The organism is Longimicrobium sp. (assembly GCF_036399255.1).
GTDB lineage: Bacteria > Gemmatimonadota > Gemmatimonadetes > Longimicrobiales > Longimicrobiaceae > Longimicrobium.
This window is the reverse complement of the sequence record NZ_DASWNM010000026.1, coordinates 132,814-146,228: the sequence shown is the minus strand read 5'-3', so window position 1 is coordinate 146,228 and position 13,415 is coordinate 132,814. Positions and strand designations below refer to the sequence as shown.

Sequence of the window (13,415 nt, the reverse complement as noted above, 5' to 3'; positions counted from 1 at the left end):
CTCATGGCTTCAGCGACGCCCGCAGCGCGTCCAGGGGCAGGTCGCGCAGGGGGATCTCCAGCGGTACCACGATCTCGGCCTCGGTCTGGGTGCGCAGGCGAAAGGTGTCCCGCAGGTGCACCGGCATGTTGGTGCGGATGGGGATGTTGGCCCGTACGGGCACCCGCACGTTGCGGTTTCCGAAGGGCGTGTTGACCGGCAGGTTGAAGTTGGTGTTGATGGGGAGCGTGGTGTTCAGCCGCACCGTGTAGCGCTGGTCGATGGGGATGTCGAAGTGCACCGGCGTCCCCGCGGGAATGCGCACCGTGTACTTGAGCGACGCGTCCTGCTGCGCCAGCCGCTCCACCACGCGCCCCAGCGCGGGCGCCAGCAGCCGCTCGGGGTGCCGCAGCATCCACAGCAGCACGCCGTTGAGCGCCAGCGACAGCAGCGCCACGGCCAGGGCCGTGGGCGCCAGCCAGCGTGCGCGTGGTTTGGACGCGGGTTCGTTCACGTTCGATATTGCCGTACGGGGTCAAAAGATCGCGAAACATACGAGCCGCCGGGCCGGATCGGAAAGATGCATCCAGCAGCGGCTTCGCCCCAATGACACCGACGGCGCCGCCACCGTTGCGGGAGGCACAGACCAATCACGGAACGAACGAGCGGAGGGACGGATCCCGTGATCCGTCCCTCCGTTCAGAACAATCCCGAGACCTTCTTCCCGTACCGGCCGATGTCATCGTGTTCCACGATGTCCACGAACCACACGGTGCCGCCCTCGATGCGGAAGATCAAACGGTCGGCGTCGTTGATCCGGGCTTCGTTGTAGTACTTCTCCGGCTCCACCGGCTTGATCCGCATCCCCGGCGTGATCTCCTGCTTGATGAGCGCGATCGCGACCTTGTCGGCTCCCTTCTGCCGGTCGTGCGAGAGCGACGCATAGCTCTTGTCCCAGCGGCTGGACCATGCCGCCGGGAGAAAGCCCCTGGCCCGCGCCACCGGTCAACCCTTCAGCCGGTCCAGGTGTGCCTGCGCCTCGTCGACGGTTTCCGTGCGCGTAAAGCGGCCCTCACGGAAGTCTGCCTCGGCCTCGGACAGGCGCGCCTGCATCTCGGGATGATGGAACCAGATCTGGTCCTTGGGAATCAGCGTCGCGGGCACGAGCTCGTACGTCCCCCGTTCCGTCTTCTCCAGCAGGACGAGGTTCGCGTCCTCGGTGTGGATGCCGAGGTCCCGGCGCACCTCTTCGGGCAGCGTACCCCGGCCGCGCCGGTCAACGGTCATGAAGATCATCAGGCCTCCCATCGGCGGCATTGGGCAATACCCACTTTGGGAATATAGCCTTGCCACGAGCGATGAAAAAGGGGACGCGAGCCATGCCCGCGTCCCCTTCATCATCCCGCAGGTCCCGCGAAGAAGGCCCTACGCCATCATCTTGCGCACTTCTTCCGTCATGCGCGGCAGGATCTGGTGCAGGTCGCCCACGATGCCGTAGTCGGCCACCTTGAAGATGGGCGCCTCGGGGTCCTTGTTGATGGCGACGATGTAGCGGGCGGTGCGCATGCCGGCCAGGTGCTGCACGGCGCCCGAGATGCCGACCGCGATGTACAGCGTGGGCGAGACCGTCTTGCCCGTCTGCCCCACCTGCTCGGCGTGCGGGCGCCAGCCGGCGTCCACCACCGCGCGCGACGCGCCCACGGCCGCCTTGCCGCCGAACGCCTCGGCCAGGTCCTCGAGCAGCTTGAAGTTCTCGGGCGAGCCCAGCCCGCGGCCGCCGGAGACCACGATGGGCGCCTCGCCCACGTCCATCTTTTCGGCCGCGCCCGCCTTGATCTCGCGGACGATGGCGCCGAAGTCCGCCTGGTTCACCGAGACGTCCAGCGTCTGCACCTCGCCCGCCTTTGCGTTCTCCGTGGCAAGGAAGACGTTGGCGCGCAGCGAGAGCACCGCCGGCTTGCCGGTCGCGGCCACCTGCGTCACCAGCTTGCCCGAGTACTCCGGCCGGGTGGCGACCACCTGGCCGCCCTGCACCTCGACGGCCACGCAGTCGTTGGCGTAGCCCACGCCCAGCCGCGCCGCCACGCGGGGCGCCAGGTCGCGGCCCAGCGAGCTGGCCGGGAACAGCGCCGCGTCGCAGCCGTGCTCCTGGATGAAGCCGGCGATGACCGTGGTGAAGCCCTCGGCCGAGTAGTTGGCGAAGGCGTCGCTCTCGCCCACGAACACCTTGTCGGCACCGTGGCGGCCCAGCTCGGCGGAGGCCGCGGCGGTGCCGGGGCCGCCCAGCAGCACGGCGTGCACCTCGGTGCCCAGCGCGTCGGCCAGGGAGCGGGCGGCGGTCACCACCTCGTGGGCCACCTTGCGGATCTCACCGTCGCGCGTCTCCGCGAACGCGAAAATGCCTGGCATGTTCGGGTCCTCTCAAATGCAGGGGAGAGGGAATAGGGAATAGGGAACAGGGAATAGCAAGACAACTGCAACGGCGCGCCGGGACCGGCGCTTCGCGCGGTTTTCGCAGGCTATTCCCTATTCCCTAATTCCCTATTCCCTAGATCACTTTCGCCTCTTCGCGCAGCAGCCGCAGCAGCACGGGGACCGCGTCGGGGCCCTCGCCCACGATGCGGCCGGCCTGGCGCTCGGCGGGCAGCTTGCGCCCGCGCACCTCGATGCCGGAATCGCCGGCGGTGGCGGCCTTTTCCTCCAGCGGCTTCTTCTTGGCCGCCATGATCCCCTTGAGCGACGCGTAGCGCGGCTCGTAGGCACCCTTGGTCAGCGTCAGCACGCACGGCGTCCGCAGCTCCACCACCTCGTGGCCGCCCTCCACCTCGCGGTGCGCCGTGATCTTTCCGCCCTCCACCGAGAACTCGGTCACCGCGGTGGCGGCGGGAAGGCCCAGCAGCTCGGCGACCATGGGCCCCACGGCCTGCAGGTCGTCGTCGATGGCCTTCATGCCGAACAGCGCCACGTCGTACTCGCGCCCCTTCAGCTCGTCGGCCAGAATGCGGGCCACGGCCAGCCCCTCGGGCTTTCCGTCCGTCTTCAGCAGCACGCCGCTGTCGGCACCCATGGCCAGCGCGGTGCGCAGCGTCTCGGCGCTCGACGAATCGCCCACGCTCACCACCGTCACCTCGCCCGCGCCCGCCGCTTCCTTGTGCTTGAGCGCGGCTTCGACGGCGAACTCGTCGTACGGGTTCAGGACGAACTTGGCCCCGGCCGCGTCCACGGACTTTCCGTCGGCCCCAATGCGCACGCGCGCCTCGGTGTCCGGGACGCGCTTTACGCACACGATGCTCTTCACGCGCATCTCCCTTGGCTCGGTTGGTTCCCGGAGCCCGCCCGGCGGCTCCGAAGCCGGGGAGTATAGCGTGCCCCATCCCCCCGTGGCAAGCCGTTTAGGCGCGGATTTGCAGGGGAATTCCGCGTTCGGATGTTCGTTCGACACTCGCCGTCCCGAATCCGGTTCTGAGCCCAGGAACAACAGCAAGGGGTACAGAGGAGCAGAGAACAGCCAGAGGAACAGAGGACAACCGTGTCTTCCTCTGTTCCTCCGGCTTTTCTCTGTCCCTCTGTACCCCCGCTTTCCCCCGGTAAGACGATACGAGTGTCTCGCGGATCCGGGATCAGGCTCCGCTCCGCCGCCGGGGGCGCGGCTCGCACCCGCGCCCGTCCCGGTCCCGGTCGAACCCGTGCGGGTCGGGGCTCGCCACGTCGTGCCGCACCCGGAACGGCTTGGGGCCGGTGATGTCGGGGCAGTTCAGGTCCGGCGGCGCGGGCGGAATGCAGAAGTCGGGATACGACGCATGGCAGCGCGGCGGCGGGTCCGGCACCACAGCCTCGCCCAGCGTCGCGAAAGCCAGGCTGCCGAGGAGGACGGGGAGAAGGATTCGCATGAGGTTCGACGTGGAGCGGAGAGAGGTCTGCGTGCAACCACGATCGCGCTGTTTGCGCCACTTGCGAAGGATAGTGGTCACCGCGTCGCGCGACAATGGATCGGGCACGGAACGCGGAAAGGCCGCTCCGGAGAGCGGCCTTTCGCGTGCGCGGCAGTGGTGGGGCCGTCGCTCAGCGCATCACCCGGCTGAAGCGCCCCTGCCCGTCGATGGTGTAGCGGGGGCCGTCGTAGATGTCGTCGCCCAGGTCAATCACCTCGCCCGAGCCTTGCGCGCGGAGCGACAGGGTCAGGAAGAACGAGTCCGCCGCCCCCGTGTTCACCGTGTACCCCATGTCCGAGAGCGACCGCACGGTCAGCAGGCTCATCGGGTTGGCCACGCCGCTGTTCAGGTACCCCGTCATCAGCTCGTTGGCCAGCACCGACTCGCGCCAGTGGGCGTTCATCGTCCCGCCGCCGCCGGTGTTCTCCACCGGCACCTTCTGCCCGCCCGTGTAGGTGGACCCGCCGACGCTGTTGAAGCCGGCGATGCCGTTGGCGCCGCTGAAGTACGTGTCCAGGGGGTTCCCCGCCGCGGACGGGCTCTGCAGCAGCCCGAAGGTGTTCCACATCGTTCCGATGCCGATGACGTGGCCCATCTCGTGGAGGATCACGGCGTTGAACTGCCCCGACGCCTCGAGGTTGGCCACGTCGGCGGCATCGAACCGCATGGTGCCCACGACGGGGAGCGACCCGGTGCTGCGGATGAGGCACGGGCCCGCCGACCCCAGCACCCCACTCACCCCGTCGATCGGCTCGACGCGGGCAAAGATCACCAGGTCGTCCATCGTCATGTTCATCGCGGGCGACCCCGCACCGCACGTACCCGCCGGAATGCTACCGGAGGCATTGGGGAGGTCGCCCGTGATGACGGTGGCCCACTTGGCCGCGGCGGTCTGGAAGGTGGCGCGCTGCGAGCCGCTCATGGCGCTGGCGTAGCACAGGGTGATTGCGTACCCCGTTCCTCCGCCGCCCTCGCACCCCGCGGCGGTGAACTGCACCGGGTTGTTGGTCACCCCCGCCCCGGCCACCGTGGCGGTGAGCGTGTTCAGGTCGGCCGTGGCGCCCAGCGTCCAGCTTCCCACCGTGGCCACTCCGGAGGCGTTGGTGACCGCCGTCGCCGAGGTCACCGACCCGCCGCCGCTGGCCACCGAGAACACCACCGAACGGCCCACGACCGGGTTGTTGGACAGGTCCAGCACGCGTACGGACGGCGCGGTGGGCAGCGCCGTCCCCGCCATGGCCGCCTGCACGTTCCCCGCGAACACCGCCACCGTGGCCGCGCCCAGCACGTCCACCGTCTGCCTGCCCCACGTGTTGCGGCCGGTCGCCTCCACCACCGAGGTACCGTTCGCGTCGAAGGTCGCGGCCACGGTCGCCTGGCCGTTCACCAGGGCCGCCGCGGCGCCAAACGTCGCCGCCGGGCCCGAAACCCGCGCCACGCGCACCGTGTCCACCGCCGTCGTCCGCACGTTGCCGTACCGGTCCATGGCCCGCAGCGTCAGGTTGTACGGGGTGCCGGCGGACGCGGCCGTCGCCGTCCCCGCGGCGTAGTTCGCGCCGCAGGCGTCCACGGTCTCGCCCGGCCGGTAGACGACGAGGTCGGTGTAGGGCCCCGCCCGGTTGATGGTGGTGGTGGGCGCGCCCGCGGAGCCGGCCGTGCGCACCGTGCAGACCTGGCGCTGCCCGGGGTAGTCGGCCACCGCCGGACCCGCCGCGGCGCTCCCCGCCAGCACGGTGACCGTGGTGGCGCCCAGGGCGGCGGCCCGCTCACGCAGGCGCCGCACGCCGGCCGTGTCCTGCCGCTCCTCGATGCTCTCCGTCATACGCGTCTCGGTGTCCTCCACCGCCATGAACGCAAAGCTGATGCTGAACGGGTCTCCGCTGGCCGTGGCCTGCAGTGGGTACCGGAACGCGATGGTCACCAGCCCCCAGTCGCTGGAGGTGGTGGCGTTGGGGAGCGTACGGTCGCTGGTGGAGCGCGGGTTGCGCACCACGAAGCCGTACGGAAAGACGCCGGTGATCCCCTCGGGCAGCGTGATCCCCGCCACCTCGGCCTCGGTAAACGCCTGCAGCACGTCGGGATAGCTGCTGCGGATCCGGCCGTCGTCGCCCAGGCCCACCGCGCCCGTGGGAACGATTTGAGAAGCGATGGAGGCAGGCGCCGGCGAGCCGTTGAAGAGCAGCAGCGTGTTGAAGGGCGTTCCCGCGATGGTGGTGGGGTGCGTCACCGGCATCAGCGTGACGTTGCTGAGGGGCGCGCCGCTGGTGTTGCGGACGCGGAGCGTGGTCAGGATGAACCGCTGGCCGCCCGTGGTGCGCGTGCCTTCCAAGTAGGTGGTGGTCGACACCGCCTCCAGCGCCAGCGTCGTGCTCACCGGGTTCAGCGCGTCGCTGGGACCCTGCGGCACCGCGACCGCGCGGCTGAACGCGGCCCCCCCGGCGCCGGAGCCGTCCACTCCGGTGATGGTGACCTCGTACACGCCCAGCGGCAGAAGCGGCGACTCCGGCTTCGGCTCCGTCACGTGCGGCGCCGCGGGGCCGTCGGCGCACGCCGACAGCACGGCCGCGCACGACGCGGCCAGGATGAGAATACGGGAGATCTGCACTGTTGCGACTTCCTGGAGTGGGGATCGAGGGGAAGACCGGTGCTGGGGGAACACCGGGCGTGCCTGCGCGCGCACCAGGACCGGGGCGGGATGGTCCAGTGTGTACGGCGCGGGAAAGCTGCATCCGGAGGATAAAATATAAACCCCGAACCGGACTCCAGGCAATCCGCCGCTGCGCCCGGATCGGGAAGCAGCCCGCGGCCCGCGTAAGAACAAACGTCCCGCGCAGCGTCCCGCATCCTCTACGGTGGAGTGGATGGAGGGTTCACGAGATCGCGCATCAGGGGTGTGCGGACGTCTTTCCTCCGTGCGCCGCGGAGATCATCCACCGATCGGCATCCCTCCCAAAAACGCGGATGGCACCCTGCCGCATTCCATTCCCCCTCCCGTTCCCGACAGCCGCCGCCGGCTCGTGCCTCGCCGACCGGCGCGCCATGCCTCCGCTCACCACGGACCAGGCGCACTGAGAGTGTGTGTTTAAGAATCCCTGCGCTCGCGCCCGTATGTCATTTCGAAGGAGGCGCCACACGCACCATCGGCTCGCACGAAATCCAGCGCGCCGACTGAGAAATCTACTGTCTGCTGCTGGTGCCCCGCCGCACCGCTCCGGCACTGGCCCTGTCCGCCCGTGTCGTAGCCGCGAAGCAGGCACGGCTACCGCGTCTGCCCTCCAGCAATCCGACAGGGGATTCCTCGGCCCTGCAACCTCTGGTGTGAAAGCAGGCTACGGCGTGGCCGGGCCTCGGAATGACAGCGCTGGTAGATCCGCCTGGATACGCAGCATCGGATTCTTGAACACGCTCTGAGACGGCCACGGCTACACGCTCCCATTCGCCCGCACCGGCCGCGCCGGTGCGGGCGTCGTGCGTTCGAACCGGCGAAGTACGCGGAGCGGAGGCTCCTGCCGCCCATCGGCCGCACCTGCGTCAGAGGGTGTTGCTAAACCTCACATCCACAACGAAGCGGTGACTTCCTGAGGGAGCGCATCACGTCCAGCCGAAGCCACACTACGGATTGCGCGCGACCGAAGGACCTCGTCTCGGTGGCGCAGGGCCAGATCAGGGCACGGGACCCGCCCCGTCGTTCTGCCGGCGAGGTCCTTCGGTCGGCGCCAGGGTGCAGTGTACAAGCGAGTTACGGGGCGGCGCCTCCCTCAGGAAGTCAGTCACGCCTGGGAGGTCTGGCAACACCCCCTCAGGCCCAATCCGCGTCGGCGGCAGGGACGACGTGGACGCTGGCGCATGCCGCAATCCCCCGCCGACATCCATCACCGCCGAAGAAGAAGCTTGACGCGGGAGCCGTTTGTGGACAAAGTGGTGGATCGCGCCGTTCCGAATGGGCCCTGGTACTGACCGCGAAGCCGATCCCGCGATCCCCGGGATTCTCACCGGCGGGTGCGTCATGGCATCCGTGTGAATTCCATCAAACTTCTGTTCGGCTTTTGACCGGAACAGAAACGCTCTCGGTGGAGGCGGCAAGGTCCGGCCCGGGCGCGCGGCCGATGCAGGCAACCGCGTGGATGCTGCATCCGTCCGGCCTCGCCGCGCAGCCGATCCACCGTCCGGGTGCGTGCCGACCCCACGTCTGTCAAAGGTGGGCGGGATGATCATTCTTGACTCAAAAGAGCCGGGACGGTTATCGTGGACGAAATGGCGTCGTCTTACTTCATGGTCGCAAAGGAGAGGGACATGGAGACAGGAACGCGGATGCGCAGGTTCGCTTTTCCCGTCGTCCTGACGGCGGCGTGCCTGCTGGGCGCGGCGGACCTGGGGATGCTGGGACTGGGCGTGCGTCCGGCGCAGGCGCAGGGCTGCAGCAACTCGCGGTGCTCCGGCACCAGCTCCTGCATGCGGCAGGTGTCGGAAGCGTGCAGCTTTCCCGATTCGCGTTCGTGCCTGACGACCCGGTGTGCCTTCGTTGGCCCGGGGCCGGCCTCGTGATGGAACTCCGATGATGCCGCTTCCGCGGGGCCTCTGGGCCACGATCCCGCTCGCCCTGCTGCTGGCCGGCGCCGTGATGGCGGGCCGGGCGCCCGCGCATTCCCCCTCCGCGGACGGCGCGGCGCCCGGCGCCGCATGGCCGGAGACGGCGCGGCTGTCGGGTCCGTCGCCCGGGCTGATCGCGGACCTGGCGCTGGGACCGGCGGGCGGGGCGTACGTCCTGGACGCGGGAGACTCCAACGTCCGCGTGTACGGCCCGGACGGCGCGCCGCGCCGGCTGCTGGGCCGCCGCGGACGCGGACCCGGCGAGTTCGCCGGGCCCGTGGCGCTTGCCACGAGCGCGGACGGCCGGATGTACGTGCTCGACGAGATCGAGCAGCGGGTGGAGATCTTCCGGATGCCCGGCGGTGCGCGGGAGGGCGGGCTGCGCCTGCCGTTCACCGGCCGCGACCTGTGCACCCTGGGGCCGCGCCTGTTCGTGCTGGGAGAGATGGACGGACAGCTGATCCACGAGGTCTCGCCCGCGGACGGGCGCGTGCTGCGCTCGTTCGCCCCCGACCCGGCGCGCGACCCCATGCTCAGCCTGGACCGCACGGGCGGGCTGCTGGCGTGCGGGCCGGACGACGTGGTGGCGTACCTGCCGGCGCTGCGCGGCGAAGTCGCGTGGTATTCCGCGTCCACGGGCGCGCGGCTGGGCGGCGCCGCCATCCCCGGCTACGTTCCCGTGGAGGTGCGCCGCCACGGAGACGGCGTGCTGTTCCAGGCGCCCGCGACGGGCCGGCACCACGCCGGCGCCTCCCTCGTTTCGCTGGACGACGGCCGGCAGCTGGTCCAGACCGGGTTCCAGGTCCGGGGCGCGACCCGCTACGAGTTCGACGACCTTCGCTCCTTCGTCGTCTCGCGCCGCGACGGCACGGTGACGGAGCTCGGCGGCGGACTGCCCCGCCTGCTTGCCGTACGCGGCGGCCGGGCGTTCGCCGCGGTGGACGAGCCGGAGCCGCGCGTGGTCGTGCTGCGCCCCACGTCGCTCCCCGCGGAGGCCCCGTGACCTCGCCGCGGCTCCGCCCCTTCCGCGTCACCGCCCTCCGCGTGGGGACGGCGATCTGGCTGGTGGCGGGGCTGCTGCTGCTGGCGAACGCCGCGCGCGGCCTTGCGGGGGGCGCCGCGAGCGGGCCGGCGGTCCGCCCGAGGCCGGCGCCCCCGCCCCCGCCCGCGGCAGGCAGGCAGGCGGCGGCGCAGGCGGCGGCCTACACCCCGTCGTACGATGCGCGCACCGGGCGCGAAGTGGTGATGGTGTTCATCGGCGCCAGCTTTTGCGGCGCGCACCTGCAGCCGGGGTTTCCCGAGGCCATCGAGCAGGCCAAGCTGGGGCTGCGGCGGCAGGCGCAGAGCCGGGGGTCCGGCTTCCGGGCCGTCGGCGTGTCGCTGGACTGGGAGCCGGACAGCGCCCTGGTCTTTCTGCGCCGCTTCGGCCGCTGGGACGAGGTCTCCGTGGGCGGCAACTGGGTGAGCGAGGCCGCGCTCCGCTACATCTGGAGCGACCTGCCGGGCCCGGCCAGCGTCCCGCAGCTGCTGGTGATCGAGCGGCAGCTGGAGAACGGCGAGACGGCGGTGTCGGTGCAGGGAGAGCGGCTGGTGCGCCGCCTGCTGGGCACGGACCAGATCGCGGCGTGGGTAAAGTCCGGCGCACCCACCTGAACGTCCGTCCCCCCGCCCATCCCCGATCCACCAGCAGACCTGAAAAAGAATCATCGTACAGAGGAACAGAGTCAGACAGAGAAGGCGAGCCGAAAGATCATCCTCGCTCCTCTGTCTGACTCTGTTCCTCTGTACCCATGAAGGTGCTGTTCTCCCGGAAGCCGGGGATCAGCCGCCCACCTCCAGGTCGCCCAGCTCGCGCTCCATGCCGCGGACGGAGCTGAACCAGCCCACCTCGGCGGTGCCGCCCCAGAGCAGGCCGGCCAGGTCCACGGCGTCGGCCGTGCGCGGCACGTAGACGGGAGAGCCGCTCTCGCCCGTGCTGGCGGGGTGGTCCATCACGTCCTGGCAAAAGAGGACGATGTCGCTGTCGGCCACGTTCACGTCGGCGCAGGTGGCGTACACGCGGCCAAAGGTGAGCCCGCTGCCGGGCCCCACCTTGTCCACGATCTCGCCGGCCACGGGGAAGGGGCGCTTTCCCTGGATGCGCAGCGGGGACCCCGCGACCTCGCTGCTCCCCACGCCCCCCACCCGCGCCACGAGGCCGATGTCCAGCAGCCGGCCCGGCGAGTGGGTGAACACCGCCGCGTCGCTCCAGCGGCAGCGCCGGCCGGCGGGGCACTCGCCCCCGGTGACGAACGCCGGGTCGCGCACCTCCGAGCCCAGGTGGTGCGGGTTCTCGGGCTGGTAGTGCTGCGCGCGGTCGCGCGTTCCCTGCACGTCGCTGCAGTGCGACGCGGTCACGTACCCGCCGGTGTAGCTCGCGGGGTCGCGGATGGGGAGCAGGTGCACGTTGAAGCCCAGCGCGCAGTAGCCGGTGCGGCCGTCCGCGTTCCAGTGCACCAGGTACCCGCCCGGCACCCCGCCGCCGGGGCCCCGCTCCCAGGCGTTCTCGCGCAGGGTGTGCTGCAGCCGGCGCGGCGCCTCCGCGGCCACGATGGCGAAGGCGCCGCCGGGCACGCCTTCGGCCGCCACGCGGGCCTGCACGCTCGCTTCCGTGTCCGACAGCACGCCGATGCGCAGCGCGTTTCCGTCCTCGGCCACGTCGAGGTACACCACGTCGGCGCGGGCCAGCAGGATGGGCGCCAGCCGCGTGCGCCACGCCTGCAGCTGGCTGAAGGCGTAGGTGCCCCGCTGGACGCGGATCTCCGCCGCGCCCGCGGGCATGCGCGACGAGCGTCCGCGCCCGGCCGTGCGCCGCGCCACCGCGTCCCGCGCCGCGGGGCCCTGCGTGGCGGGGTCCTGCACGTACACCGTCAGGGTGCCGTCGCCGGCGAAGAAGTATCCCCCGAACCCCGGCGCCTCGGCCTCGATCTCGGCGAACTCCCCGTCCAGGCTCCACGGGTCCGTCCCACCCCCTCCGCCGCCCGGGCCGGGGCCGGGGCCGGGACCCGGCCCGCCGCCCCCGCACCCGGGAAGCATGGCGATGCACAGGACGAGGGCGGCGGTCGAGACCAGTGGCGGAACCCGCGGATGAAAACGGATGCGCATGACGTCTCCCTGGGACGGGTGAGGGGTGAGGATACCGCCCGTCGCCGGGCGGCGAAGCACACATAGGCGCGGGGCGGGCCGGGGAGCAAGGATTTCGAAACCACCCCGCCCGGCGCCGGTGGATGCCGGGCGTTCGTGTCCGTGCGCATCTCGCGGCTGGTCTGGCCCTTGCTCCTGCCCTGAGGCATGTCAAAGACGAGCACGGTGGCAAAGGTGGCGGGGGCGGCGGTGGCCGCGGCGGGGGTGGTGGGGGCGTACACGCTGGTGGAGCCGCTGTGGCTGGAGGTCACGCGCACGCGCATCCACGTGCGGGGGCTGCACCCGGACCTGGCCGGCTTTCGCATCGCCCTGCTGACGGACATGCACGCGGGCGAGGGCACGCCGCTCTGGCTCATCCGCCGGGCGGCGAAGCTGGCCATGCGCGAGCGGCCGGACCTGGTGGCGCTCACGGGCGACTTCGCGGCGGACGACGCGGACAGCTTTGCCCCCGTGCTGGACGCGCTCTCGGAGCTGCGCGCGCCGCACGGGGTGTGGGCGGTGCCCGGCAACCACGACTACACGGTGGGAATCGAGCGCTGGCACGCCGAGCTGCGCCGGCGCCCGCACCTGCGCGACCTGACCAACCGCGCGGCGCTGGAGCGCGTGGGCCAGGCGTCGCTGTGCGTGGCCGGCGTGGACGACTACACCCGCGGCCGCCCCACGCTGGACCCGCTGCCGCCGCCGGAGGCGCGCGACTTTACCCTGCTGCTGGCGCACGACCCCGACCAGGCCGAGCGGGCGCGGCGCGCGTACGACGCGGTGGACCTGGTGGTGAGCGGCCACACCCACGGCGGGCAGGTGCGGCTGCCGGGGGTGGGCGCCATCAAGAACCCCGCGAAGCACGACGACCTGTACGAGGAGGGCCTCCGCCGCCGTCCGTGGACGCAGGTGTACACGTCGCGGGGGGTGGGAACGGTGCACCTGCCGGTGCGGCTGCTGTGCCGTCCAGAGGTTGCGGTGCTGGAGCTTACGGGCGATCCGCGGCCCCCGGCGCAGGGCGCGCAGGGGCCGCGGTAGAAACATCTGTGCGGCCCGCCTCTTGCAAATACCGGCCTGAAAACAGACCGGGACGCCGTGCGACGGAGCGACGGCCCGGCGATGGACCGGAATCCGTCGTAGCGGAGGCACCATGGCGCGACAGACTGGGGTGGTGGAGTTCTTCAAGGACGACAAGGGCTTCGGCTTCATTCGTCCTGACGATGGCGGCAAGGACGTGTTCGTGCACCACTCGTCCATCCAGATGGAGGGGTTCAAGTCGCTCAAGCGGGGCGACCGGGTGGAGTACGAGATCCAGGAGGATCCCAAGGGTCCCCGGGCGGCGGACGTGCGGCGGCTGGAAGACTGACCGTCCGCGGGCCAAGACAACTCGGGCTGTAAAAACGCAGACGGCGCCGCTCCCCACCCGGGGACGCGGCGCCGCCCGCGTTCCGGGGCACAAGCGGACAGCGATTCCACGCGGAGATCGTACTCCGAATCCCCAAACGAATGGTCTCATACCGAATCTGGGAAAACAACACCTTTATGGGTACAGAGGAACAGAGCAGACAGAGGAACCAGGATGATAACTCAGCTCGCTTTCTCTGTCTGACTCTGTTCCTCTGTACGATCATTCTTTTTCGGGACCTGGGATCACCCAGAGGCCACAGGGTGAGCCAAATCTTTTGGGGACGAAGCGCGATTCCACGGGGACGAACGGTGCGTCGGCGGGATGAACGGCGGCGCGTCCAGAAC

The 13,415-nt window shown here is 70.6% G+C and carries 13 protein-coding genes; 5 read left to right on the top strand and 8 right to left on the bottom strand.

Translation table 11 applies throughout. From position 1 onward, the window contains the following. Position 1 precedes the first annotated feature (1 nt). The 7 genes from VGC13_RS04620 to VGC13_RS04590 all read right to left on the bottom strand — a co-directional run bounded on the left by VGC13_RS04620 (position 2) and on the right by VGC13_RS04590 (position 6,516). Entirely contained in the window at positions 2-493 is a 492-nt protein-coding gene (locus tag VGC13_RS04620) for a hypothetical protein (RefSeq protein ID WP_331124038.1), read from the bottom strand. Positions 494-678: 185 nt separating this feature from the next. Continuing rightward, on the bottom strand, positions 679-981 hold the full coding sequence (locus VGC13_RS04615; protein ID WP_331124037.1) for a hypothetical protein: 303 nt from the start codon (positions 979-981) through the stop codon (positions 679-681). A 3-nt stretch (positions 982-984) separates the two neighbouring features. Next, on the bottom strand, positions 985-1,275 hold the full coding sequence (locus VGC13_RS04610) for an AbrB/MazE/SpoVT family DNA-binding domain-containing protein (protein ID WP_331124036.1): 291 nt from the start codon (positions 1,273-1,275) through the stop codon (positions 985-987). 129 nt (positions 1,276-1,404) lie between these two features. Then, positions 1,405-2,388 (bottom strand): electron transfer flavoprotein subunit alpha/FixB family protein, encoded by a 984-nt coding sequence (locus tag VGC13_RS04605; protein ID WP_331124035.1) that lies wholly within the window; start codon positions 2,386-2,388, stop codon positions 1,405-1,407. Between the two features lie 139 nt (positions 2,389-2,527). Beyond that, positions 2,528-3,283: an electron transfer flavoprotein subunit beta/FixA family protein gene (locus VGC13_RS04600; protein WP_349264180.1), complete on the bottom strand. Its 756-nt coding sequence runs from the start codon at positions 3,281-3,283 to the stop codon at positions 2,528-2,530. A 316-nt stretch (positions 3,284-3,599) separates the two neighbouring features. Beyond that, on the bottom strand, positions 3,600-3,869 hold the full coding sequence (locus VGC13_RS04595) for a hypothetical protein (RefSeq protein ID WP_331124033.1): 270 nt from the start codon (positions 3,867-3,869) through the stop codon (positions 3,600-3,602). A 172-nt stretch (positions 3,870-4,041) separates the two neighbouring features. After that, a complete protein-coding gene (locus VGC13_RS04590; RefSeq protein WP_331124032.1) occupies positions 4,042-6,516 on the bottom strand; it encodes a leishmanolysin-related zinc metalloendopeptidase in 2,475 nt (824 codons plus the stop codon). 1,706 nt (positions 6,517-8,222) lie between these two features. Between VGC13_RS04590 and VGC13_RS04585 the strand changes: the two genes are divergently transcribed. The 3 genes from VGC13_RS04585 to VGC13_RS04575 are packed head-to-tail and all read left to right on the top strand — an operon-like array spanning position 8,223 to position 10,154. Next, entirely contained in the window at positions 8,223-8,456 is a 234-nt protein-coding gene (locus VGC13_RS04585) for a hypothetical protein (protein ID WP_331124031.1), read from the top strand. A 10-nt stretch (positions 8,457-8,466) separates the two neighbouring features. Further along, a complete protein-coding gene (locus tag VGC13_RS04580) occupies positions 8,467-9,504 on the top strand; it encodes a hypothetical protein (RefSeq protein ID WP_331124030.1) in 1,038 nt (345 codons plus the stop codon). Then, complete coding sequence (locus VGC13_RS04575) at positions 9,501-10,154, top strand: hypothetical protein (RefSeq protein WP_331124029.1); 654 nt, start codon at positions 9,501-9,503, stop codon at positions 10,152-10,154. The genes VGC13_RS04580 and VGC13_RS04575 overlap by 4 nt, the downstream gene beginning before the upstream one ends. Before the next feature lie 168 nt (positions 10,155-10,322). On the opposite strand, the gene VGC13_RS04570 is transcribed toward VGC13_RS04575, so the two are convergent. Further along, on the bottom strand, positions 10,323-11,645 hold the full coding sequence (locus tag VGC13_RS04570) for a hypothetical protein (RefSeq protein WP_331124028.1): 1,323 nt from the start codon (positions 11,643-11,645) through the stop codon (positions 10,323-10,325). A gap of 186 nt (positions 11,646-11,831) precedes the next feature. On the opposite strand from VGC13_RS04570, the gene VGC13_RS04565 reads away from it, so the two are divergent. Both VGC13_RS04565 and VGC13_RS04560 read left to right on the top strand, forming a co-directional pair. Then, positions 11,832-12,701, top strand: a complete 870-nt coding sequence (locus tag VGC13_RS04565) for a metallophosphoesterase (RefSeq protein ID WP_331124027.1) — start codon at positions 11,832-11,834, stop codon at positions 12,699-12,701. A 112-nt stretch (positions 12,702-12,813) separates the two neighbouring features. Then, a complete protein-coding gene (locus tag VGC13_RS04560) occupies positions 12,814-13,029 on the top strand; it encodes a cold shock domain-containing protein (protein ID WP_331124026.1) in 216 nt (71 codons plus the stop codon). Positions 13,030-13,415: the final 386 nt, after the last annotated feature.